Origin of the sequence: Paenibacillus sp. E194 (genome assembly GCF_000935845.1) — a bacterium.
GTDB lineage: Bacteria > Bacillota > Bacilli > Paenibacillales > Paenibacillaceae > Paenibacillus_B > Paenibacillus_B alvei_B.
Genome location: NZ_JMDX01000100.1, coordinates 1 through 20815, shown reverse-complemented (window position 1 = coordinate 20815; position 20815 = coordinate 1). Strand labels below are relative to the sequence as shown.

Here is a 20815-nt window from a genome sequence, read left to right as displayed (position 1 = left end):
ATTGGTACTCTTAATTCTTGTGAGATATTTAGAGGCGAATCATCAGCTTCGTGAGCAGCTCCATCTGGCAGCTTATGCGTCCTATTCGGCTGAACTAGTGGATAAGGCACTGCATGATGAAGAAGCTGGGGGACCAATGTTTGATCAATTCCACGCCTACTTGCAAGCTATTGCCCAAGGCAAGGATGTACAGGTGACAACCCATCTCTTCGAGATGAAATTGTGGCAGCGAACTGGCGTAGCTCCTCAACTGCATGCATGCGTCGCTTGCGGTACAGAGGAGAGGCTTGCTGCTTTTAGTTGGCGGTTAGGTGGTGCGCTGTGTGCAAGCTGCAAGCCAAGGGAACATGCGAATTACGTCGCCAATCTGCAAATGCTTGCATTGCTTCAAAAATTCGAGATGACAGACTTGCATCGTCTGGGCAATATTACATTGAAGCCTGCAACCAAGCTGCAGCTTCGGGCTTGCATGCGTGGTTACATGGATACGCATGTTGGGGTACGTCTGAAATCATTGCAGTTCCTTGAGCAGATGGAGAAATATGATCTGGCGCAGCTTGACGAGTAATATCCATTTCGCTATAATAAATCAATAAATTGAGGTATACCTTGTGTTGAAGAAGAAAGTAGTTCGCAACGTTTGAATGCAGCGATTCAGGGGCAGTGGAAGCCTGGACGAACAAACGAATGAAATGGCACTTTGGAGCAAGGCTCATGTGAAAGTGGATCGGACTTTATTTCGATCAAGTAGGGTGGAACCGCGGGAATATAACTCTCGTCCCTACGTCTGGCATCAGGCGTAGAGGCGGGAGTTTTTTGCATTCTCCCATACGTCAATGCCGTCAATATGAGGCAAAGGAGTCCTGACTGTGAATTTTCAACAAATGATCTTGACGTTGCAGCAATTTTGGGCCGAGCAGAATTGCATCATCGTACAGCCGTATGATGTAGAAAAGGGTGCGGGGACGATGAACCCGATGACCTTCCTTCGTTCCATCGGGCCAGAACCATGGAATGTAGCTTATGTAGAGCCATCTCGTCGTCCAGCTGACGGCCGTTACGGGGAGAACCCGAACCGATTGTATCAGCATCACCAGTTCCAAGTTATTTTGAAGCCATCTCCAGACAATATTCAAGAATTGTATCTGGAGAGCTTGAACCGCCTAGGGATCGATCCGACAATCCACGATATCCGTTTTGTAGAGGATAACTGGGAATCGCCAACCTTGGGTGCATGGGGCCTAGGTTGGGAAGTCTGGCTTGATGGTATGGAAATTACGCAGTTTACTTATTTCCAACAGGTGGGCGGTATCGACGCACATCCAGTGGCTGTAGAGATTACGTACGGCTTGGAGCGCCTTGCGTCCTATATTCAAGACAAAGAAAATGTGTTCGACTTGGAGTGGGTAGAAGGCGTAGCTTATGGCGACGTATTCCACCAGCCTGAATTCGAGCATTCGAAATACACATTCGAAGTAAGCGATACGGAGATGTTGTTTACGTTGTTCAATATGTACGAGAAAGAAGCAAATCGTGCGATGGATGCCCATTTGGTATTCCCAGCATATGATTATGTGCTGAAATGCTCCCATACATTCAACCTGCTTGACGCACGCGGCGCGATTAGCGTAACGGAGCGTACAGGGTACATTACACGCGTGCGCAATCTTGCACGCCATGTGGCTGCGACTTACTATGAAGAACGTGAGAAGCTTGGCTTCCCGCTCTTGAAGAAAGGAGAGGAACAAGATGCCTAGACATTTATTGCTCGAGCTTGGCTTAGAGGAAGTGCCTGCACGTTTCATTCGCAGTGCGATGGAACAACTGAAGGAGCGGACGGAGCGCTGGATGACAGAATCGCGGATTGCATACGGAACGGTATCTGCGTATGCAACTCCAAGACGTCTCGCAGTGCTCATTCAGGACGTTGCGGATAAGCAGACAGACGTTCATGAGGAAGTGAAGGGGCCAGCCAAGAAGATTGCTCACGATGCGAGCGGTGAGTGGTCGAAGGCAGCCCTTGGATTTGCACGCAGTCAAGGCGTAGATCCATCGGAATTCTTCTTCAAAGAGTTGAACGGGGTCGAGTATATCTATGCGAATAAGAGCAGCCTGGGGACGAATACAGCGGATGTTCTTGTTGATGGATTGACGTCTATTATTCATGCAATGACTTTCCCGAAAAACATGCGTTGGGGTGCGAAGGATATGCGCTTCGTTCGTCCGATTCGCTGGATCGTTGCTCTGCACGGCGAGGATATTATTCCACTTGAAATTGCAGGCGTAAAAGCGGGCCGCACGACTCGTGGACATCGTTTCCTTGGTGATGAGGCGGTTATTGATATGCCGCTTCAATACGTGGAGCGCCTTCGTGAACAGTCCGTCATTGTTGATGTGGCAGAACGCGAAGCAAATATTAAGAACCAAATTCAAGAGCTTGCGAAGAGTAAGGATTGGCATATTGCGATTAAGGAAGATTTGCTGGAAGAGGTACTGTTCTTGGTTGAAACCCCTACCGTATTGTTCGGTGGATTCGATGAAGCATTCTTGAACATTCCTCAAGAAGTGTTGATTACTTCAATGCGTGAGCATCAGCGTTACTTCCCTGTATTGAATGCAGAGGGACAGCTCCTTCCTTACTTCGTAACCGTGCGTAACGGTGACTCCAAGGGATTGGACATCGTTGCAAAAGGGAACGAGAAGGTGCTGCGTGCACGCCTGTCTGACGCGAAGTTCTTCTATGAAGAGGATCAGAAGCTGAAAATTATCGATTGCGTACACAAGCTAGATTCAATCGTGTTCCACGAGGAGCTAGGCTCGATCGGAGATAAGGTACGGCGCATTCATGCAATTGCGGATGCATTGGCGCTGGCGGTTCAGACGGATCGTGAAACAGCATTGCGGGTAAGCCGTGCTGCGGATATTTGCAAGTTCGACCTTGTTACGCAAATGGTCTATGAATTCCCTGAATTGCAGGGGGTTATGGGTGAGGATTACGCTCGCAAGGCTGGGGAACCAGAGGCGGTAGCCCAAGCAATCAACGAGCATTACAAGCCTAGATTCGCTGGAGATCCAGCACCAGCTTCACTTGTCGGTTCGATTATCAGTATGGCTGATAAGATGGATACGTTGACTGGCTGCTTCGGGATCGGCATAATCCCGACAGGGTCGCAGGATCCATATGGCTTGCGGAGACAGGCGACAGGTATTGTGCAAATTCTACTGGAACGCAATCTTCCACTTACTTTGCATACGATCTTCAACATTACGCTTGATGTATATGAACAAGCAGGATTGTTGAAACGCGAACGTGAGGAAGTTCGTAAAGAATTGTATGAATTCTTCGGCTTGCGGGTGAAGAATGTGTTGTCTGATTCCGTTCGATACGATGTTGTTGATGCGGTAATGGCTGCTGGCTATGACGATGTGAAGCTCACAGTAGCTCGTGGAGAAGCACTTATGCGTGCTGTAAAGGCAGATGAGTTCAAGCTGACGGTTGAATCGTTCAACCGTGTGGGCAATCTGGCTGCTAAAGCAGACAGCAAGGAGATACGTTCTGAGCTGTTCGAGCAGGATGCAGAACGCAATCTTCATGAGAGCTGGCTGCGTGTGCATGAAGCTTATGAAGCAGCTTATAGCAATCCATCAGAGGCACTGAGCGTATTGTCCCAGCTGAAGGATGAAGTCCATTCGTTCTTCGAACAAGTGATGGTTATGGCTGAGGATCAAGCGGTGAGGGTGAACCGCTTGGCTTTGCTTGCGAATATTGCAAATGACATTCAGCGCTTCGCAGATTTCTCCAAGCTTGTCTGGGCGTAATAAGCGACAATGAGATTTTTCGTCTATGGACAGTGAGGAGCAGTAAATGGATGGAACATGAAGAAGGGATTCTTCGGATTCTCTTCGACATGTTCCATCCTTATTTTCATCGATTCGACAAAATCTGAGTTAATGTAGAGGAAATCCGGATTTCGAAGCAGGAATTTTAAACGATACAGCGTATATAATATAAACGGTGAAACGATTAATGAAAGTTCCGACGCTTTACGAAAATGGTGAGAACATGTCTTCTAAACTTCGAATCGTAGTAGACGCCGATGCTTGTCCTGTAAAAAACGAAATCGTTGCCGCAGCCATTGAGATGGGTGCAGGAGTTATTTTTGTAGCTTCTTATGCTGCATTTGCTCCAGACTGGCAGCTTATGAATCTTGATATTCATACTGTTTTTGTGGATCAAGCGTTTCAAGCGGCGGATATTTATATTGCCAACACAGCGCGGTCAGGGGACGTAGTGGTTACAGGCGACTACGGGTTGGCCGCGCTCTGTTTGCCAAGAGGTGCATCCGTACTTACGCCTAGAGGCAGCGAGCTGACTGGCGATAATGTAGATGAGTACCTGACAAGGCGGCATATCTCAAGCAAAGCGAGAAGAGCAGGTTTACGAACGAAAGGTCCGCGAGCGATGAGTGAAGAGGACCGCGAAATTTTCCAACATAAACTGACAAAACTTTTGCTTCGTGAGCAGGAGAAAATGCGCCCATAGCGAATTAGTAATACGTGTTCAGATGAAGGTGAATGACGATGAACGGATATGGACTTATTCCTGACGAAGTTCGCGATGAAGTATTGAAGCGCAACGATATCGTCGATATTGTTGGACAATACGTCCACTTATCGAAGAACGGTAAATATTTGAAGGGGCTGTGCCCTTTTCATTCAGAGAAGACACCATCGTTCACGGTCACGCCGGAGAAGCAAATTTTCCATTGCTACGGTTGCGGGAAGAGCGGTACAGCCATTCAATTTGTGATGGGTCTTGAAGGATATTCCTATCCTGAAGCGATCACCCATCTAGCTGAGTTGGCAGGCATTCCTATAACATGGGGAAGCAGCGACTCGTATGCTGAACGCAATCCGCGGAATGAAGCGAAGGATCGGCTGATTGAAGCACATGAACTGACTGCGAAGATGTATCATTACATATTAATGAATACAACGGAAGGTCAGGAAGCGCTTCGCTATTTGCGTGAACGCGGCATTAATGACAAGCTCATCGAACAGTTTCAGATTGGATACGCACCGCCGAATTGGGATATGATCGTGAAGTTTCTAACGAAACGGCAGTTCGACCTTGCTCTGGTAGAGAAGGGCGGTATCGTATCAGCTAGAACGAATGGTGAAGGGTATGTCGATCGTTTCCGTAACCGGGTCATGTTCCCGATATGGGATCGCCGGGGACGCATTGTTGGATTTGCAGGAAGGGTGCTGGACGGAAGTCAGCCCAAATACTTGAACTCACCCGAGACCATGCTATTCAACAAATCGAAGCTGCTGTACAATGTGCATCAAGCAAGACCGCACATTAAGCGCAGCGGAGAAATTGTTCTTTTTGAAGGTTTTGCAGACGTTATTCAAGCTTGGGAAGCCCAAGTAATGAATGGCGTTGCGACAATGGGAACTGCGTTAACCTCTGAGCATGTCCAGTTGCTGAAGCAGCTCGGAGACAGTGTTACGTTATGTTATGACGGCGATGATGCTGGACAAGCAGCCGCCATGAAATCGATTGACCTATTAGAGGGAAGCGGCCTGCATGTTGCTGTCGCCATGCTTCCTGATCGGATGGATCCTGATGAATTTATTAAGGCACATGGAGCTGAGCGGTTCAGGCACGCGATCATCGCGTCAGCTGTTACGCCAACCAAATTCAAGCTTATATCTTTACGCCGAAATCATATACTGCTAGAAGATGATGGCAAACGGCGCTTCAAAGATGCGGCGTTGCGTGTTGTGGCGAAGGTTGAATCTCCTGTTGAACGGGAGATGCATTTGAAGGAGCTCGCTTCACTGCTTGAATTATCAGGGGATTCAGCGATTGCTTCTTTGAAGCAAGAATGCGCGAATATCCGTCAAAAACTGCAAAAAAACAACCAAAACGGGGATAATCAAGACAATTGGTGGAATAATGTTAGGAATGATAAACAAGTTATCTCCCCGCCCGTGTTGCGTCCAGCATACGTCTATGCAGAACGCAGTCTGCTGGCACTAATGTTCCAAGATATCGAAGTGTCCAACTATGTGGAGCGGAATCTTGGTGAGCAATTTAATGTAGATGATCATGCGGCACTTGCCGCTTATCTATATGCTTATTACGCGCAAGGCAAAGAGCCTGATTTCAGTTGTTATTTGGCGACATTGCAAGATGACCGATTAGAGAAAACGGCTGCATCCATATCGATGGCTGAAGTGCCATTGCGAAATGACACCGCCTTATTAGATGATTACATCGGTCAGATCTTGAAAGTGCCTAGACATCGTGAAATTGAGCGTAAAAAGGAAGAAATGGTGCAGGCGGAGCGTTCTGGAGACATCTTGCGTGCCGCGCAAATTGCACAAGATATTATAGCCCTAGAGCAACAACTGAAGCGGTAGGAAGCAGAAGTTTCTAGGGAGGAGGGAGTCGGAAAATGGCGAATGATCAACATACTGGACTAGATGCCGAAGCAGCGTTGGAACATGTGAAGGATCAATTGATTGAGCTCGGTAAAAAGCGCGGCTCGCTCAGCTATAAAGATATTACTGAAAAATTATCGACGTTCGATCAAGACCCGGAGCAGATGGATGAGTTTTATGAACAGCTGTCTGATTTGGGCATTGAAGTGGTAAATGAAACGGAAGATGGAATGGGCAATCGCAATAATGGTGATCGGGAAAATGGGGATAACGAAGATTTCCATTTCGATGATGACTTATCGCTGCCACCGGGAATTAAGATTAATGACCCGGTTCGGATGTACTTAAAAGAGATCGGCCGTGTTCCACTCTTGTCAGCAGAAGAAGAGATCGAACTTGCGAAGCGAATTGAGCAGGAGGACGAAGAAGCGAAGAAACGCTTGACGGAAGCGAACTTGCGCCTCGTAGTCAGCATTGCGAAGCGTTATGTTGGACGCGGAATGCTGTTTCTCGATTTGATTCAAGAAGGAAACATGGGACTGATAAAGGCTGTTGAGAAATTCGACTACAGCAAAGGATACAAGTTCAGTACGTATGCAACGTGGTGGATTCGCCAAGCGATTACAAGAGCGATTGCCGACCAAGCGCGTACAATCCGTATTCCTGTTCACATGGTAGAAACGATTAATAAGCTAGTCCGTGTATCCCGTCAATTGCTTCAAGAACTTGGACGCGAACCAACTCCAGAAGAAATTGCAGCAGAGATGGAACTTAGTGTTGAGAAAGTACGAGAGATCATGAAGATTGCTCAGGAACCGGTATCGCTTGAGACACCAATTGGTGAAGAAGACGATTCTCACTTGGGAGACTTCATTGAGGATCAAGAAGCATTGGCACCTGCTGATGCGGCAGCATATGAGCTGTTGAAGGAGCAATTGGAGGATGTCCTTGACACATTGACAGAACGTGAAGAAAATGTGCTTCGTTTGCGCTTTGGTCTCGATGACGGCCGTACACGCACCTTGGAAGAGGTAGGCAAGGTATTCGGTGTCACACGCGAACGGATTCGTCAAATTGAAGCGAAGGCACTTCGTAAATTGCGTCATCCGAGCCGCAGCAAGCGACTTAAAGATTTTCTTGAATAGTGGCTAACGACGAGACCTTCTTGCGCGCAGTATGCGTGGGGAAGGTCTTTTGTCGCCATGTAAGGCATTCCCACACAGGAGCGTGACAAGCCTCATGGATCAGAAGCAGCGCCAATGGATGTCGCAGGAAATTGCACGTTGGAGACATAATCGATTGTTGCCGGAACGCTATTGCGAGTTCCTTGCTCAATTGTACCAACTGCCAGAATCAACAGAAGCAGCTGAGCCGTCTGCGGTGCCTAACAGACGCTTCGCGGAATGGCTGGCCAATCTTCCTGCCGCCAAATGGCTGGTGTTATTTATCATTTCTGGTTTGTTCTGTACCGCTGGATTTCATTTTACCGCTTTTGACATTCCAATGCAAATTGGGGCTGTCGCCTTATTTGTCCTAATTAACTATGGGCTTGCCGTCTTCAATTCAAAGTATGCGGCAAAGAAAAGTAAAGTGCAGATAGCGGTATATGCAAATCTCGGCAACGCTATAAGTATGCTTGGCGCATTCGCCATCATCAAGTTGGATCAATGGCTTTCCTGGTATAGCGTGGCGCTGTGGCTGATTGGAGCAGGGCTCTTATGGATCATAACAGGATTGCTATTGCGGCGCGGCGGAATGCAGGGGTGCGGTTGGCTCCTGTTGGCGATCGCCTATGCCGTAATTCTCTATTCAATGGGGGGAGAACTTACGCTCATTGAGACGCAGTGGTTGTGGCTCCCAGAGAGCTTATTATTCATCTGGATGGCTTGGGTGATGCACAGTGTTCTTCCTTCGGCATCAGCAGGACTCCTGATTGCTTCCCTGATTGCTTGGCATATGCCTGAGGCCGCTTGGCTTGGGAGGGTCATCACACTGAAGCTTAATGCTGGTGGCGAGGTTCTGCTATTTATGCTAATGAAGCTTTTTATAACGTTTTACATGGGATATTACTTTAGAAAACAGTGGGTGAAATGGATTCGTGAACATCAAACTGTCCAAACGACTACAATGGATTGCGGATTGGGTGCCTGAAGGCAGCAAACTTGCAGATATCGGTTCTGACCATGCGCTGCTGCCATCTTATTTGGCGAAGCAAGGCATTATTTCTTATGGCGTCGCAGGTGAAGTGAATCAAGGTCCGTATGAAGCAGCTAGACGCCAGGTGCTCGGATCACGCTTGGAGAATATTGTACAGGTCCGGCTTGGTGATGGGCTTGCCGTATTGGAGCCTAATGAGGTAGACTGCATTTCTATCGCTGGAATGGGGGGGAGCCTCATTGTCAGTATATTATCAGCTCAACCAGAGAAGCTTGAGGGGGTCAAGCGACTCATCCTTCAGCCGAATGTGGGTGAGGATACCGTTCGCCGCTGGCTTCGCAAGGAAGGATGGGCACTGCTTAAGGAGCATATTTTAGAGGAAGACGGCAAAATTTATGAAGTTCTGCTTGCAGAGCGGCAGTTCGAATCAGCAGAGGCACATAACGCTTGTCTGTACGACTCTCGGCCTTTATTATGTGGGAAGACGCTGTCAGAGGAGTGGCTGCTGCAATTCGGCCCACTGCTGTCGCAAGCTCCTACTGATGTATTTTTTGAGAAATGGAAGCGTGAAGTAGCGAAGCGGGAGCGTGTACTGCGTACGATGGAACAGGCCGAGAGTGAAGAGGCGAAGCAGCGGCGTGAAGTATTCGTTCAGAACAAAGCGGAACTGGAGGCGATTATTGAATGTTTGCGAAAGGGTCAACAATAATTCAGTGGATGGAGCAGCTTGCGCCTAAGTCATTGGCTGTACCAGATGATCGAATTGGGCTTCAATTAGGTTCGCTAAATAAGGAAGTAACGAAAGTGCTCGTTGCACTCGATGTGAATGAAGAGGTTGTGGAGGAAGCTATCGCTCAGCAAGCGAACCTCATTATCGCTCACCATGCAATCATTTTCCGACCTTTGAAGCATTTACAGACAGATACCCCTGCCGGCCGATTATATGAGAAGCTCATCAAGCATGACATCTCGGTATACATCTCACACACGAATTACGATGTGGCAGTAGGGGGCATGAATGATTTGATGGCGGAACGCCTCCAGCTTACGAATATCCGTGTCCTCGAAACGCTGCAGCAGGAGCAGATGCACAAGCTGGTTGTATTTGTACCGCAGACGCATGCAGATGAAGTCCGTGCTGCAATATTGGATGCCGGGGCTGGGCATATCGGGAACTACAGCCATTGCAGCTTCAATAGTGAAGGCTTCGGTACATTCAAGCCTGGCGACGGCACGAATCCGCATATCGGACAAGCGGGCAAGCTGGAGAATGTACCAGAAGTACGAATTGAGACAATTATTCCGAAGTCGGTTCGCAGCCGCGTGCTGCAAGCGATGTTTAAGGCGCATCCATACGAGGAAGTCGCTTATGATCTCTACCCTGTAGATATTCAAGGAACAGAGTATGGTTTGGGCCGAGTAGGCAAGCTGACGGAATCTGTAACTCTCCGTCAATTGTCAGAGCAGGTGAAGAGCAACTTCGAGGTATCGAATGTACGCGTGGTCGGCAATCTGGATCGTTCTGTGCGCAAGGTTGCTGTCCTCGGCGGTTCAGGCGCCCGATATATCCATCATGCGATATTCCACGGAGCGGATGTGCTCGTCACGGGAGATGTGGATTACCACACTGCCCACGATGCACTCGCTGCAGGTCTTGCAATAATTGATTCGGGCCATAATGCAGAGAAGATGATGAAGCAGGATGTTGCAGAACGCCTGCAGCAGGTGGCATCTGACAAGGGAGTATCGACGCAATTCGTAGCTTCTTCCACAAATACCGAGCCATTTCAGTTTTTGTAAAAGTTGACGGTTGAGTTTCTTGCGCGAAACTTGTATACTAACGAATGTTGACGGAAAGTTTGACAGACAATCGCTGGTGACTTGGTCACGAGAGGAAAGTCCGGGCTCCATAGGGCAGGGTGCTGGATAATGTCCAGTCAGCGCGAGCTGAAGGATAGTGCCACAGAAATGGACCGCCGATGGCTGCTTCGGCAGCACAGGCAAGGGTGGAACCGTGGTGTAAGAGACCACGAGGAGCGTTGGTGACTTCGTTCCTGGTAAACCCCATCTGGAGCAAGACCTAATGAGATGCATGCCCGCAAGGGCAGCCTTAGCCCGAGGTGCGTCTGGGTTGGTCGCTTGAACCGTGCAGCAATGTACGGTCTAGATAGATGATTGTCACTTTGTAGTGGAAGGGTAGCTCCCGTAATACCACGATCAGTACAGAACCCGGCTTACGGCAAACTTTCCGGAGCTACAACACATATTGTTCGAAGCCCATAAGATAACCCCCGCACACAAGCTGTGCGGGGGTTTTTGGTTCGGAGACATTATCTACAATGTCCCATCCCATGGCCATAAGTCGTTTAAGGCTGGGAAGCGGGGATTATTGAAGATGGCGTAGATGGACGCTTCACGTATTGAGCAATCGTGCGCTTGATTTCGCGTGCAATATTTTGCGGAAGCAGTGACAACGATGTCGTCCCTTGCTCTGCAAGGCTTAGGGCCTGTGCAACATCAATTTCACCATAGCCGTAATACATATCTTTACCCGGTGTTCCTAAGTCGACTACACTCTGCCGCATAATATCGTACACCTCCGTATTCTTTAACGAAGGATTCACGGAGCGAATAAGTGCAGCCAATGCGGAGACATGCGGGCAAGCCATTGAAGTGCCTGACAATGCCGCATATTGATTGTTCGGATAAGTGCTTGCAATCGACGTGCCGGGCGCCACAACATCTACGTAATTGCCGTAGTTGGAGAAAGAAGCGCGCTTCTGATTCGCATCCGTAGCGGATACGGCAAATACTTCAGAATAAGCGGCTGGATATCCAGGACGCCGGGTATTGTCGTTGCCCGTAGCAGCGATCAGCACGACATCGCGATCAAAGGCATATTTGACGGCATCATGCAGAAATGCCCCATCCACATAGTTACCTAAGCTCAAGTTGATGACCTTGGCTCCATGATCAGTCGCCCAAATAATTCCTTCCGCGACGGAGTAGGATGTACCCGAACCATTGTTGTCCAGCGCTTTGACTGGAAGAATCGGATTGTACCATGTTATCCCGGCGATGCCTTCACCGTTATTGACAGTGGCGCCAATAATGCCGGCTACATGAGTACCATGTCCGACTTCATCTTTTGGGGGCTGGTTTTTATCAAAGACGTTATAACCCTTCAGCAGCTTGCCTTGCAAATCACGATGATCGGAATCGACACCGGTATCGACGACCGCCACAATGACATCTTTGGCTCCTTTGCTCGTCATCCATCCTCGGTTCGTATGGATATTTGGCAAGTTCCATTGATAAGCCTTGTACAACGCATCATTTGGCTCCTCAGCAGCATTCCCTTGTGTTGGTTCATTCAATGTCTTGGGGCGAGCTTGAGAAGATGGAGTCGTTGGAAGTGGTGAGGGCTTCTCATTTGTCATATATAGAAAATGAGGCTCACTGTAAATCGGATTGAATCGTTTGAAATAGGAAGTTAATTGCTCCACACTCATCTTATGAGAACGAAACACATACGTGTAACCGAGCTTGCGCGGGTGTGCGCACCCAGTATCCCGCATCATACGCTGCAATTGAATGGGGTCGGGGTCAGAACGGAAGCGCACGACGATTTCATTTTCATAATAATGGCTTGTGCCGGCGTTATCTTCTCCGTCTTGAACCTTAACATTCCGCATCGAGTTGGAATCCACAGACTTGACACGGTACTTGGATTCAGGCGGGTAAGGTACAAGGCGAAGATTTTTTTGCTGATGCTTGCGTACGGTCTGGATGACATCTTGATTCACGATTGCGACAATCCCCTGTTGCGATTGGGGAGAGGCAATGCCGATGACCATATGGCTCTTCCCATTAACTAGTACTTCAGGAGAGGAATATGACTGCTGCTTCGTTACATTCATGGTAGCAGTTCGAACGTAACTCTCGAGCTGCTTGTTGGCGTCCCAGCGCTCATCCTTCGGTACATTTCCTTTCTCCCAAGCGGTTGAACCACCTTCGACCCATTTCATGTACACGAAGTGGGGATGGGATTTCATAAATTGCTGAACGGTACCCTGCTTCTGGGCATGAGTCTTGGCTCCCCAATTGGCAAGTGCATCTTCCAGATCACGTCTGGAATCAATGGCGAACATCCGGCTTGTGCGTGTAACGTCCTGATTCAGGATTTGTTTTTTCATGCTCTCTTCGTGTGCGGCTGTCGTCATGCCCCTGGGCTCGGGATGGCGATCTGGAGCCCATAATAGCGGAATCGTAAGTACGGCTGCACAGAGAGCAACTATTCCAACCACATATCGTCGCTGCATACAACTTCCTCCTCTAGCGTTCCTTCCTCATTGTCCTGCCTCTTGATATCGAGCACTCTGGGCTGCAGATATCGTATCGTGAACAGACCTGTTTATAGGTTGAGAATTGGTGCACGAATTTATTCGGGATGCAGCGGAAAATAATACCCATCATGATCGGATTGTGGTAGGATGAAGGGGAAATGAAAATGATTCCAAATCGGATGCCCGAAGAGTTGAAATTCCAAGTGGACGAATGGGATAAGGGGGAGCTTTCATGCCAGCATCCAATGTGAAGCAGCAATGCGAAGTTTCGAAGGACAAACTTAAAGAAGCTATTGATAAGCTTGAGCAATTCTTAAATGAGTATTCGCTAACTGCTCTTGTTCAAGGGAATGAGGAAGAAGAGACAGTTAGTTTCTATAAAGGATTCCTGACGGATATTCGGCATTTGCTCGTATTCGCGGAGCAGAGCTATGAGCGGCTGGGTGTTGCGTTAAGAAGAGCAACCTTTGATACGGCATTTGGTGAGCGCTGCTTGTACGAAGTGTATCATCATTGTGTGAATGCCTTCTTCTATCCGAAGAATGAGTGTTATTCAGAGGATGGTCGATATGCCTATACTGGTCAAGATGCAATTCGTTTCCGGAAGAAGCCTGTTCGAGCAGCGAGGGATATTGTTCTGTCAGTTGTGAAGCTGTTCGAAGATCTCCGCGATGAGCTTGCCTATTATGAGAGTGACTATTTGACGCAGCGTCGTATGCAAGGCTCGAAATAAGGAATTCCAACAATATCAATCACGAAGACGTTCCGTTTATGTCACGGAGCGTCTTTTTCGTTAGATCATGGCAGGAAGAGAGCCGGATATGACATTACGGACTAGGACATGCTGATAACGGAGGTGATGGATGTGAGTGAAAAACCTGTAGTTCGCTGCAGCGTATCCAACTGTAAATTTTGGGGGGATTTTCGCTGTCAAGCTTCTGAAATTATGATTGATATTGATGCACATGCCAACGTGAAGGCCAATTCAGAGTTCGCGGACGAATCGTTCCGAGGCGATCATAAGGATACAGCCTCTAAGTCCTCTTCAACATGCTGTCAGACGTTTGTGCCCAAATGATCTTGAGCGGAAGCTAGGAGTGAGGTGTGATGTCAGGTCACAAAGCACGTAATTCACGCCGTTTGAAGCGGCACCGGGTTAGAAATCATACCGCGGGAAATCCAAAACAGCAGCAGGATGTAGAATTTGGGCAAGAAGTGGGAACTTTCTCAGACACGCTTCGCATTGCAACACAGCATTCGAAGATCAATCATTGGTCGGGTATTGGCATGCTGGCCGTTATTTTCTCGATTATCGCCTTCTTTCTATTTCCCATCCCAATGGGGATTGGGGCCGCCGCGTTAGGTGTTCTTGCCTATTTGCAGGGAAGTCGTACATCTGGAATCTTTGCGACAGTTGCTGGGTTATTAGCCGTCCTTGTCCAATTCATAGCGATGTCATCATAAGTGAGTATTCAAGCTTGAACCGGTAAGTTGCCCCGGATCAGGCTTTTTCTATATGGGGAGCAAGGGAGCAATAGCTACATGAAGGATCGAGAAGAACATGGGATTAGGGATGGTGCTTTTATGTTGAAACGTGTAAAATAAGTAACATCTTATTTCGTACATGAGATCAACAACGGTGAGGAGCCGCTTGCGCCTCGATCCGATTTTGATCTTTTTTGTTGTCATGAGGAGGGAATGTGGTGAGCGCAACTCAGTTGTATTTCGATCATTGTGCATCGACTCCCCCCCATCCGGATGTTATTCGGACGGTTGCGGAGGTGATGGGGCAGGTGTATGCCAACCCTTCATCGATTCATGGTGCGGGGGGGCAAGCAGAGCAGCTTATTCGACGCTCGCGCGAGGTTGTAGCTCGTGCCCTGCAAGTGGAGCCAGAAGAGATACTGTTCACATCAGGGGCGACAGAGAGCAATAACATTGCTATATTCGGAATTGCGAAGGCCTATCAAGCTGCAGGCAAGCCAATCCATATGATCGTATCTGAAGTTGAACATGCATCCGTATATAAATGTGTTCAGCAGTTAGAGCAGGAGGGGGTTGAGGTTACCTTCCTTCCTGTGGATGAGAACGGCCGAGTCCGTCCTGACGAAGTGGAGGCTGCAATTCGGCCTCATACAGTGCTCGTTAGTATCATGCACGTCAACAATGAAATGGGTGCTATACAGCCTATTGGAGAAATTGGAGATATGCTGCGCCGCTACCCAAAAGTAACGTTCCATGTGGATGGGGTACAGGGCCTAGGCAAGGTTCCCGTTCGTCTTGCTGAATGGGGTATAGACCTATATAGTCTCTCGGGACATAAGATTCAAGGGCCACGTGGGGCTGGCGTGCTCGTTAAACGGAAGCAAGTCGCATTGAAGCCGCTAATGTACGGAGGTTCTCAAGAGGGGGAGCTTCGTCCTGGCACAGAGAATGTCCCTTGTATTGTAGGCCTTGCCAAGGCGGTCAGACTTGCTGTTGAGGGGCAGTATGAACGATATGACAAGCTTGTTCGCCTGCGTCAATTCGTACTTGAACATTTGTCACAGATGAAGCCGCTTGTTGTGAACAGTCCTGCTGTTCCATATGGCGCTCCGCATATCATCAATGTATCATACCCAGGAATGAAATCAGAGGTAGTGGTTCACGCCCTCGAACAGCGTGGCATTATCGTCTCAACACAATCCGCGTGTTCATCGAAGCTCCATAAGCCCAGCCGAGTGCTGCTGGCGATGACGCATAACTCTCAAGTTGCTGCAAGCGGAATCCGCATCAGTCTGGATGCGTACTGCTCTGAGGATGAGTTGAAGCATCTTGTACAGAGTTTCAAGGAAATGACAGAGCAATTGCAATCTCTTGTGCAGCGATAATATAGGTAGTGGAATCGATAGCAAGCGAAAGGCAGGGAAAGAGAAAATCATGGAATACGATATGATTCTTCTTCGTTACGGAGAAATCACAATTAAAGGCAAGAACCGCAGCAAGTTTGAGAAGGCAGCTTACCAGCATGTCAATGCAATGCTTAGTCCTTTTCCTAATGCTAAAGTCATTAAAGAATACGGTAGACTCTACGTTGAGCTGAATGGTGAGCCATTAGACGAAATGATTCAAGTGCTCAAGCATGTATTCGGTGTGGTGTCCATTAGCCCAGTTAAGCGAACTCCATCTGAGCTAGAACCGATTATTGAGACGGCCGTCCAATTAATCCGTGAGATGAATCCTACGGAAGGGACAACCTTTAAAGTTTCTGCGAAGCGTGCTTGGAAGGGATTCCCGCATGGCAGCCAGGAAATGAATCACCTTGTAAGTGCGCCTGTGCTGCGTGAGTTCGAGGGGCTTAAGGTAGATGTGCGCAAGCCTGAAATTGATTTGCGCGTTGAGGTTAGAGAAGAATGGACCTATGTATATAGCGAAGTTGTACAAGGAGCGGGAGGCTTCCCATTGGCATCCAACGGCCGTGGTGTGCTGCTTCTATCTGGAGGGATTGACAGTCCAGTTGCCGGATATGAAGCATTGCGCAAAGGGCTGCAACTGGATGCGATTCATTTCCACAGCTATCCGTTCACAAGTGAACGGGCGCAGCGGAAGGTGCTCGATCTTGCTCAGGTGCTTGCGAACTATGCTGGACGGATGCGCGTGCATATGGTTCCCTTTACAGATATCCAGACCCGCCTTCATCAGAGCGGACATGATAACTTGCTTATTACGTTGATGCGCCGTGCCATGCTGCGCATTTCCACACAAATTGCAGAGCAGCGCAATGCGTTGGCAATCGTAACGGGAGACAGCTTGGGTCAAGTTGCGAGCCAGACGCTTGGCAGCATGAATGTCATCGGCCGTGCGACAGATCTGCCATTGCTTCGTCCGCTTGTTACGGTGGACAAGGATAAGATCATTCGTGAAGCAGAGTATATCGGGACTTACGACTTGTCCATTCTGCCCTATGAAGATTGCTGTACCCTATTCATTCCGAAATCACCGGCGACGAATCCGAATTTGAATATCGTTGAGCATGCGGAACGTTCTATCCCTGAGCTGGATGATCTCATCAGAGCTGCTGTGGAAAACACGGAAGCGATTCTGCTGAAGGCTGGTGGCACGCCGGATGATGCAATCGTGTTGTCGGGTAAGGACAAAGATAAGACATTACACACCAATGAGCCTGCTCCGGTTGTGCAGAAAGCAGATGATTCTGCTGAGCCGGCAGCGCCAGCAACTGGGGATTGGTTCTAAACAAATTGGCTTGATTCGTTCTGCACATTGGCTTGCGATTAGCGGAATAGCTTGGCCTCCTCTGTCATAGACCTAACTACAGGGGAGGGACGGGCTGTGGAATCGATATGGTTGTTAGTGGAGATTATGCTGATTAACTTGGTGCTTAGTGGAGACAATGCAGTCGTAATTGCCATGACGAGCAGACGCTTGCCTAAGCAACAACAGCAGCAAGCCATCTGGTGGGGCGCAGCAGGCGCGGTTGTCCTTCGCATTGTGCTAACTGTGGCGGCATTATGGCTAATCAACATTCCGCTCCTGAAGGCAGCGGGAGGGGTTATGTTGTTCGTGATTGCGGTTCAACTGATTGCAGAGCAGGAGCCTTCAGATACCCGAGATAACGAAGCCCACTCCTTATGGGGGGCTGTTCGAATTATTCTATTAGCCGATGTGGTCATGAGTCTCGATAATGTGCTGGCGATTGCAGCGGTAGCCAAGGGAAATCTGGCATTTGTTGCAATCGGCATAGCGCTAAGCATTCCCATTATTGTATGGGGAAGCGGGTTCATTAGCCTATGGCTTCAGAAAATGCCGCTGCTTCTGTATGCGGGTGCAGGGATACTTGGCTATACCGCGGGCGAGATGATTGCGTCTGATGAACGTTTGGCGGTATGGCTGCCTGCCATGTGGAGCAAACTTCATTACGGGTTTCCGTGGATCGCTCTCGCGCTCGTCGTGCTGCTCGGATTTATGTTTCGACGTCAGGTACGTTATTAGCTCATTTTGATCTTCTGCAATAGATAATCGGAACAGATGCTGTACCTGCCGTAGTGCGTGTCGGCAGGTTTTTTTCTAAATATGAATAGAGAGCGATTATGGAAGTCTCAGGAGGGTTTGGTAAGGGTATTGTGTTTTTTCAAGGAGCAGGTAGTAATTTTACGAACTTTCATATACACTAGAAAAAGTAAAAACGACGCGAATTGCGTCACATCGTGTCCGAATCAGAAATCTGGACATGGAGGTTGACCTATGCCTAGAAACCAACAAGTGATTGGCATTGCTATATTGGCTGCAGGCTTATTCATTTTGCTTGGGAAAATGGGAGTGTTTGCTTTCATCGGCGGTACGATGTGGCCGCTCCTCATGTTCCTTGTCGGTATTGCCTTGTATGTATTTGCACGAATGGCAATCCTGCCGCCTGTAATGATGGTTCCAGCAGGTATGCTGACGATGTATGGCATCCTGTTCATGCTAAGCCATTGGATCCATTGGAGACTGTTCGGGTATTTATGGCCGCTGCTTCTCGTTGGGATTGGCGTGGGCCTGTATGGCTACTATGCATACGATCCATACCATCCGAGAGGCGCATGGCAAGGCGCGCTGCTGTTCGGTGGGGTCGGTATATCCATGCTGATCTTGATGCTCGTATTTGCAATTGGTACGTATATGATTGCCGTTGCACTCATACTTGCCGGAGCAGGGCTTGCATTTGGCGGACTCAGAAATCGATTCCGTTAATGGAAGCACTAGCTGGCGAACATGTAAGCGTAAAGTTCTGAAGTGTCCGTGCTACATGCTTCAGAATGACCTATCGTAGGAATAGATGCCGCCCTCCATGGCGGCTTTATTCGTGGTTAGCTTGATTTGGATTTTTGGTATGATTCCACACCCAGAAAGGAAAGATTTTACGATGCAAGACAGAAGCTTACTTCGCAATATCGCAATTATCGCACACGTTGACCATGGCAAAACGACTTTGGTTGACAAACTGCTTCAACAATCCGGTACATTCCGTGAGCATGAAGCTATTCAAGAACGCGCAATGGACTCCAATGACTTGGAGCGTGAACGCGGAATTACGATCCTGGCTAAAAATACAGCCATTACGTACAAAGATAATTTGATTAACATTGTAGATACACCAGGCCACGCTGACTTCGGCGGCGAGGTTGAACGCATAATGAAAATGGTTGACGGCGTATTGCTCGTCGTGGATGCTTTTGAAGGCTGTATGCCGCAAACGAAGTTCGTACTTCGCAAAGCGCTTGAGAGCCAATTGACGCCAATTGTTGTTGTAAACAAAATTGACCGTCCGAATGCTCGTCCAGAAGAGGTTATCGACGAAGTGCTTGAGCTGTTCATCGAGCTTGAAGCGAATGATGAGCAATTGGACTTCCCAGTTGTATATGCATCTGCGCTTAACGGTACATCGAGCATGGAATCCGATCCTGCGAAGCAGGAAGAGAACATGCAGGCGTTGTATGAGACGATCATCTCCCACATCCCTGCACCAACTGAAAATCCAGAAGAGCCATTGCAATTCCTCGTTACTTTGCTCGATTACAACGAGTACATGGGACGTATTGCGATTGGTCGCGTGAACCGTGGTACGATCCGTCAAGGTCAATCTGTAGCGGTTATTAACCGTGAAGGGAAGACGAAGCAGGCACGTATCGAGAAGCTGTTCGGTTTCCAAGGGTTGAAGCGTGTTGAGCAAGAAGAAGCTGGAGCGGGCGATATCATTGCCATTGCCGGCATTAAGGATATTAACATTGGTGAGACGATTGCAGATCCAGCGAATCCAGAAGCACTTCCGGTTCTTCATATTGATGAGCCTACTCTGCAAATGACGTTCCTCGTGAACAACAGCCCATTTGCAGGGCGTGAAGGTAAATGGGTTACATCACGTAAGCTGCGTGATCGCTTGATGAAGGAACTGGAGACAGATGTCAGTCTTCGTGTTGAAGAAACCGAGAGCCCTGATGCATTTATCGTATCGGGTCGTGGTGAATTGCATTTGAGTATTTTGATTGAGAACATGCGCCGTGAAGGATACGAGCTGCAAGTTTCGAAACCAGAAGTTATCATCAAGGTTGTGGATGGTAAGAAGACGGAGCCGATTGAGCGCTTGCTTATCGACATCCCAGAAGAAGCTACAGGTCCGGTAATGGAAAGCTTGGGAACGAGAAAAGCAGAAATGGTCAACATGATTAACCATGGCAATGGCCAAGTGCGTTTGGAGTTCTTGATCCCTGCTCGTGGTCTTATCGGCTACAGCACGTACTTCTTGACGCTGACACGCGGATACGGCATCATGAACCACGCGTTTGACAGCTATGGCCCATATGCAGGCGGTCAAGTTGGCGGACGTCACCAAGGCGTTCTCGTATCGACAGAAACAGGATCCTCCACACTGTACGGCATTATGTCCGTTGAAGATCGCGGTACGTTGTTCGTAAACCCAGGTACGGAAATTTACGAAGGTATGATCGTGGGTGAGCACAACCGCGACAATGATATCGTCGTAAATATTTGTAAAGAGAAGGCGTTGACGAACGTTCGCTCCGCAACGAAGGACGATACTGTCAAGATGAAAACTCCTGTTCTATTCTCTTTGGAACAAGCTTTAGAGTATTGTAATGATGACGAATATTGCGAAATTACACCGTCTTCTGTACGGTTGCGCAAAAAAATATTGAACAAAAGCGAGCGTGAACGCGCAGAAAAGACGCGCAAAGTATCCGAATCCCATGTATAATGGGATTTGGACAACTTTGGCAAAGGAGTGAGCGTTTACGATGCAGGAATGGTTGGCTTCCCATCCCTTTGTAAGTTATGCGCTTATTTATCTGTTAATCGTGTATGTGTTC

General features: G+C 48.4%; 18 protein-coding genes and 1 other RNA gene. 18 read left to right on the top strand and 1 reads right to left on the bottom strand.

Annotated elements, in window-relative coordinates:
* The 10 genes from recO to rnpB all read left to right on the top strand — a co-directional run.
* Nucleotides 1-568, top strand: a 568-nt coding sequence (gene recO, locus AZ66_RS15205) for a DNA repair protein RecO (protein WP_231586886.1), incomplete at its 5' end; no start/stop codon positions are given.
* Between the two features lie 301 nt (nt 569-869).
* Nucleotides 870-1757, top strand: coding sequence for a glycine--tRNA ligase subunit alpha (gene glyQ / locus AZ66_RS15200; RefSeq protein ID WP_021258134.1), 888 nt, complete (start codon nt 870-872; stop codon nt 1755-1757).
* On the top strand, nt 1750-3819 hold the full coding sequence (gene glyS, locus AZ66_RS15195; RefSeq protein WP_044355596.1) for a glycine--tRNA ligase subunit beta: 2070 nt from the start codon (nt 1750-1752) through the stop codon (nt 3817-3819). The genes glyQ and glyS overlap by 8 nt, the downstream gene beginning before the upstream one ends.
* A gap of 244 nt (nt 3820-4063) precedes the next feature.
* Nucleotides 4064-4543, top strand: a complete 480-nt coding sequence (locus tag AZ66_RS15190; protein ID WP_028531288.1) for a YaiI/YqxD family protein — start codon at nt 4064-4066, stop codon at nt 4541-4543.
* 38 nt (nt 4544-4581) lie between these two features.
* Nucleotides 4582-6429, top strand: coding sequence for a DNA primase (gene dnaG / locus AZ66_RS15185; RefSeq protein WP_021258131.1), 1848 nt, complete (start codon nt 4582-4584; stop codon nt 6427-6429).
* A 35-nt stretch (nt 6430-6464) separates the two neighbouring features.
* Nucleotides 6465-7595 carry an RNA polymerase sigma factor RpoD gene (gene rpoD / locus AZ66_RS15180; protein WP_021256791.1) on the top strand — a complete coding sequence of 377 codons (1131 nt, stop codon included), beginning with the start codon at nt 6465-6467 and terminating at the stop codon, nt 7593-7595.
* A 94-nt stretch (nt 7596-7689) separates the two neighbouring features.
* Entirely contained in the window at nt 7690-8601 is a 912-nt protein-coding gene (locus tag AZ66_RS15175) for a hypothetical protein (protein ID WP_044355595.1), read from the top strand.
* Nucleotides 8549-9316 (top strand): tRNA (adenine(22)-N(1))-methyltransferase, encoded by a 768-nt coding sequence (locus AZ66_RS15170; protein ID WP_051240294.1) that lies wholly within the window; start codon nt 8549-8551, stop codon nt 9314-9316. The genes AZ66_RS15175 and AZ66_RS15170 overlap by 53 nt, the downstream gene beginning before the upstream one ends.
* Entirely contained in the window at nt 9292-10407 is a 1116-nt protein-coding gene (locus AZ66_RS15165) for a Nif3-like dinuclear metal center hexameric protein (protein WP_044355593.1), read from the top strand. The genes AZ66_RS15170 and AZ66_RS15165 overlap by 25 nt, the downstream gene beginning before the upstream one ends.
* Before the next feature lie 54 nt (nt 10408-10461).
* Nucleotides 10462-10859: RNase P RNA component class A (gene rnpB, locus AZ66_RS29890), an RNA gene on the top strand.
* A gap of 114 nt (nt 10860-10973) precedes the next feature.
* On the opposite strand, the gene AZ66_RS15160 is transcribed toward rnpB, so the two are convergent.
* Nucleotides 10974-12929 carry a S8 family peptidase gene (locus AZ66_RS15160; RefSeq protein WP_044355592.1) on the bottom strand — a complete coding sequence of 652 codons (1956 nt, stop codon included), beginning with the start codon at nt 12927-12929 and terminating at the stop codon, nt 10974-10976.
* A gap of 256 nt (nt 12930-13185) precedes the next feature.
* Between AZ66_RS15160 and AZ66_RS15155 the strand changes: the two genes are divergently transcribed.
* The 8 genes from AZ66_RS15155 to typA all read left to right on the top strand — a co-directional run bounded on the left by AZ66_RS15155 (nt 13186) and on the right by typA (nt 20703).
* Nucleotides 13186-13686, top strand: a complete 501-nt coding sequence (locus AZ66_RS15155) for a DUF3907 family protein (protein WP_044355591.1) — start codon at nt 13186-13188, stop codon at nt 13684-13686.
* A gap of 126 nt (nt 13687-13812) precedes the next feature.
* Entirely contained in the window at nt 13813-14031 is a 219-nt protein-coding gene (locus tag AZ66_RS15150; RefSeq protein ID WP_028531284.1) for a DUF1540 domain-containing protein, read from the top strand.
* A gap of 29 nt (nt 14032-14060) precedes the next feature.
* Entirely contained in the window at nt 14061-14417 is a 357-nt protein-coding gene (locus AZ66_RS29885) for a hypothetical protein (protein ID WP_052648533.1), read from the top strand.
* A 239-nt stretch (nt 14418-14656) separates the two neighbouring features.
* A complete protein-coding gene (locus AZ66_RS15140) occupies nt 14657-15823 on the top strand; it encodes a cysteine desulfurase family protein (RefSeq protein ID WP_021258123.1) in 1167 nt (388 codons plus the stop codon).
* Between the two features lie 49 nt (nt 15824-15872).
* Nucleotides 15873-17186: a tRNA uracil 4-sulfurtransferase ThiI gene (gene thiI, locus AZ66_RS15135; protein ID WP_044355590.1), complete on the top strand. Its 1314-nt coding sequence runs from the start codon at nt 15873-15875 to the stop codon at nt 17184-17186.
* Nucleotides 17187-17282: 96 nt separating this feature from the next.
* On the top strand, nt 17283-17942 hold the full coding sequence (locus AZ66_RS15130; RefSeq protein WP_021258121.1) for a TerC family protein: 660 nt from the start codon (nt 17283-17285) through the stop codon (nt 17940-17942).
* A gap of 252 nt (nt 17943-18194) precedes the next feature.
* Entirely contained in the window at nt 18195-18683 is a 489-nt protein-coding gene (locus AZ66_RS15125) for a hypothetical protein (RefSeq protein ID WP_044355589.1), read from the top strand.
* A gap of 172 nt (nt 18684-18855) precedes the next feature.
* The gene (gene typA / locus AZ66_RS15120; protein ID WP_021258119.1) at nt 18856-20703 is read left to right on the top strand and encodes a translational GTPase TypA; all 1848 of its coding nucleotides are present in this window, start codon (nt 18856-18858) and stop codon (nt 20701-20703) included.
* Nucleotides 20704-20815 lie beyond the last annotated feature (112 nt).

Coding starts and splice junctions, on each gene's coding strand:
- rpoD (WP_021256791.1), top strand. CDS start 6,465: ATGGCGAATGATCAACATACTGGACTAGATGCCGAAGCAGCGTTGGAA.
- dnaG (WP_021258131.1), top strand. CDS start 4,582: ATGAACGGATATGGACTTATTCCTGACGAAGTTCGCGATGAAGTATTG.
- AZ66_RS15150 (WP_028531284.1), top strand. CDS start 13,813: ATGGATGTGAGTGAAAAACCTGTAGTTCGCTGCAGCGTATCCAACTGT.
- AZ66_RS29885 (WP_052648533.1), top strand. CDS start 14,061: ATGTCAGGTCACAAAGCACGTAATTCACGCCGTTTGAAGCGGCACCGG.
- AZ66_RS15125 (WP_044355589.1), top strand. CDS start 18,195: ATGCCTAGAAACCAACAAGTGATTGGCATTGCTATATTGGCTGCAGGC.
- AZ66_RS15160 (WP_044355592.1), bottom strand. CDS start 12,929: ATGCAGCGACGATATGTGGTTGGAATAGTTGCTCTCTGTGCAGCCGTA.
- AZ66_RS15175 (WP_044355595.1), top strand. CDS start 7,690: ATGGATCAGAAGCAGCGCCAATGGATGTCGCAGGAAATTGCACGTTGG.
- typA (WP_021258119.1), top strand. CDS start 18,856: ATGCAAGACAGAAGCTTACTTCGCAATATCGCAATTATCGCACACGTT.
- thiI (WP_044355590.1), top strand. CDS start 15,873: ATGGAATACGATATGATTCTTCTTCGTTACGGAGAAATCACAATTAAA.
- AZ66_RS15165 (WP_044355593.1), top strand. CDS start 9,292: ATGTTTGCGAAAGGGTCAACAATAATTCAGTGGATGGAGCAGCTTGCG.
- glyS (WP_044355596.1), top strand. CDS start 1,750: ATGCCTAGACATTTATTGCTCGAGCTTGGCTTAGAGGAAGTGCCTGCA.
- AZ66_RS15190 (WP_028531288.1), top strand. CDS start 4,064: ATGTCTTCTAAACTTCGAATCGTAGTAGACGCCGATGCTTGTCCTGTA.
- AZ66_RS15155 (WP_044355591.1), top strand. CDS start 13,186: ATGCCAGCATCCAATGTGAAGCAGCAATGCGAAGTTTCGAAGGACAAA.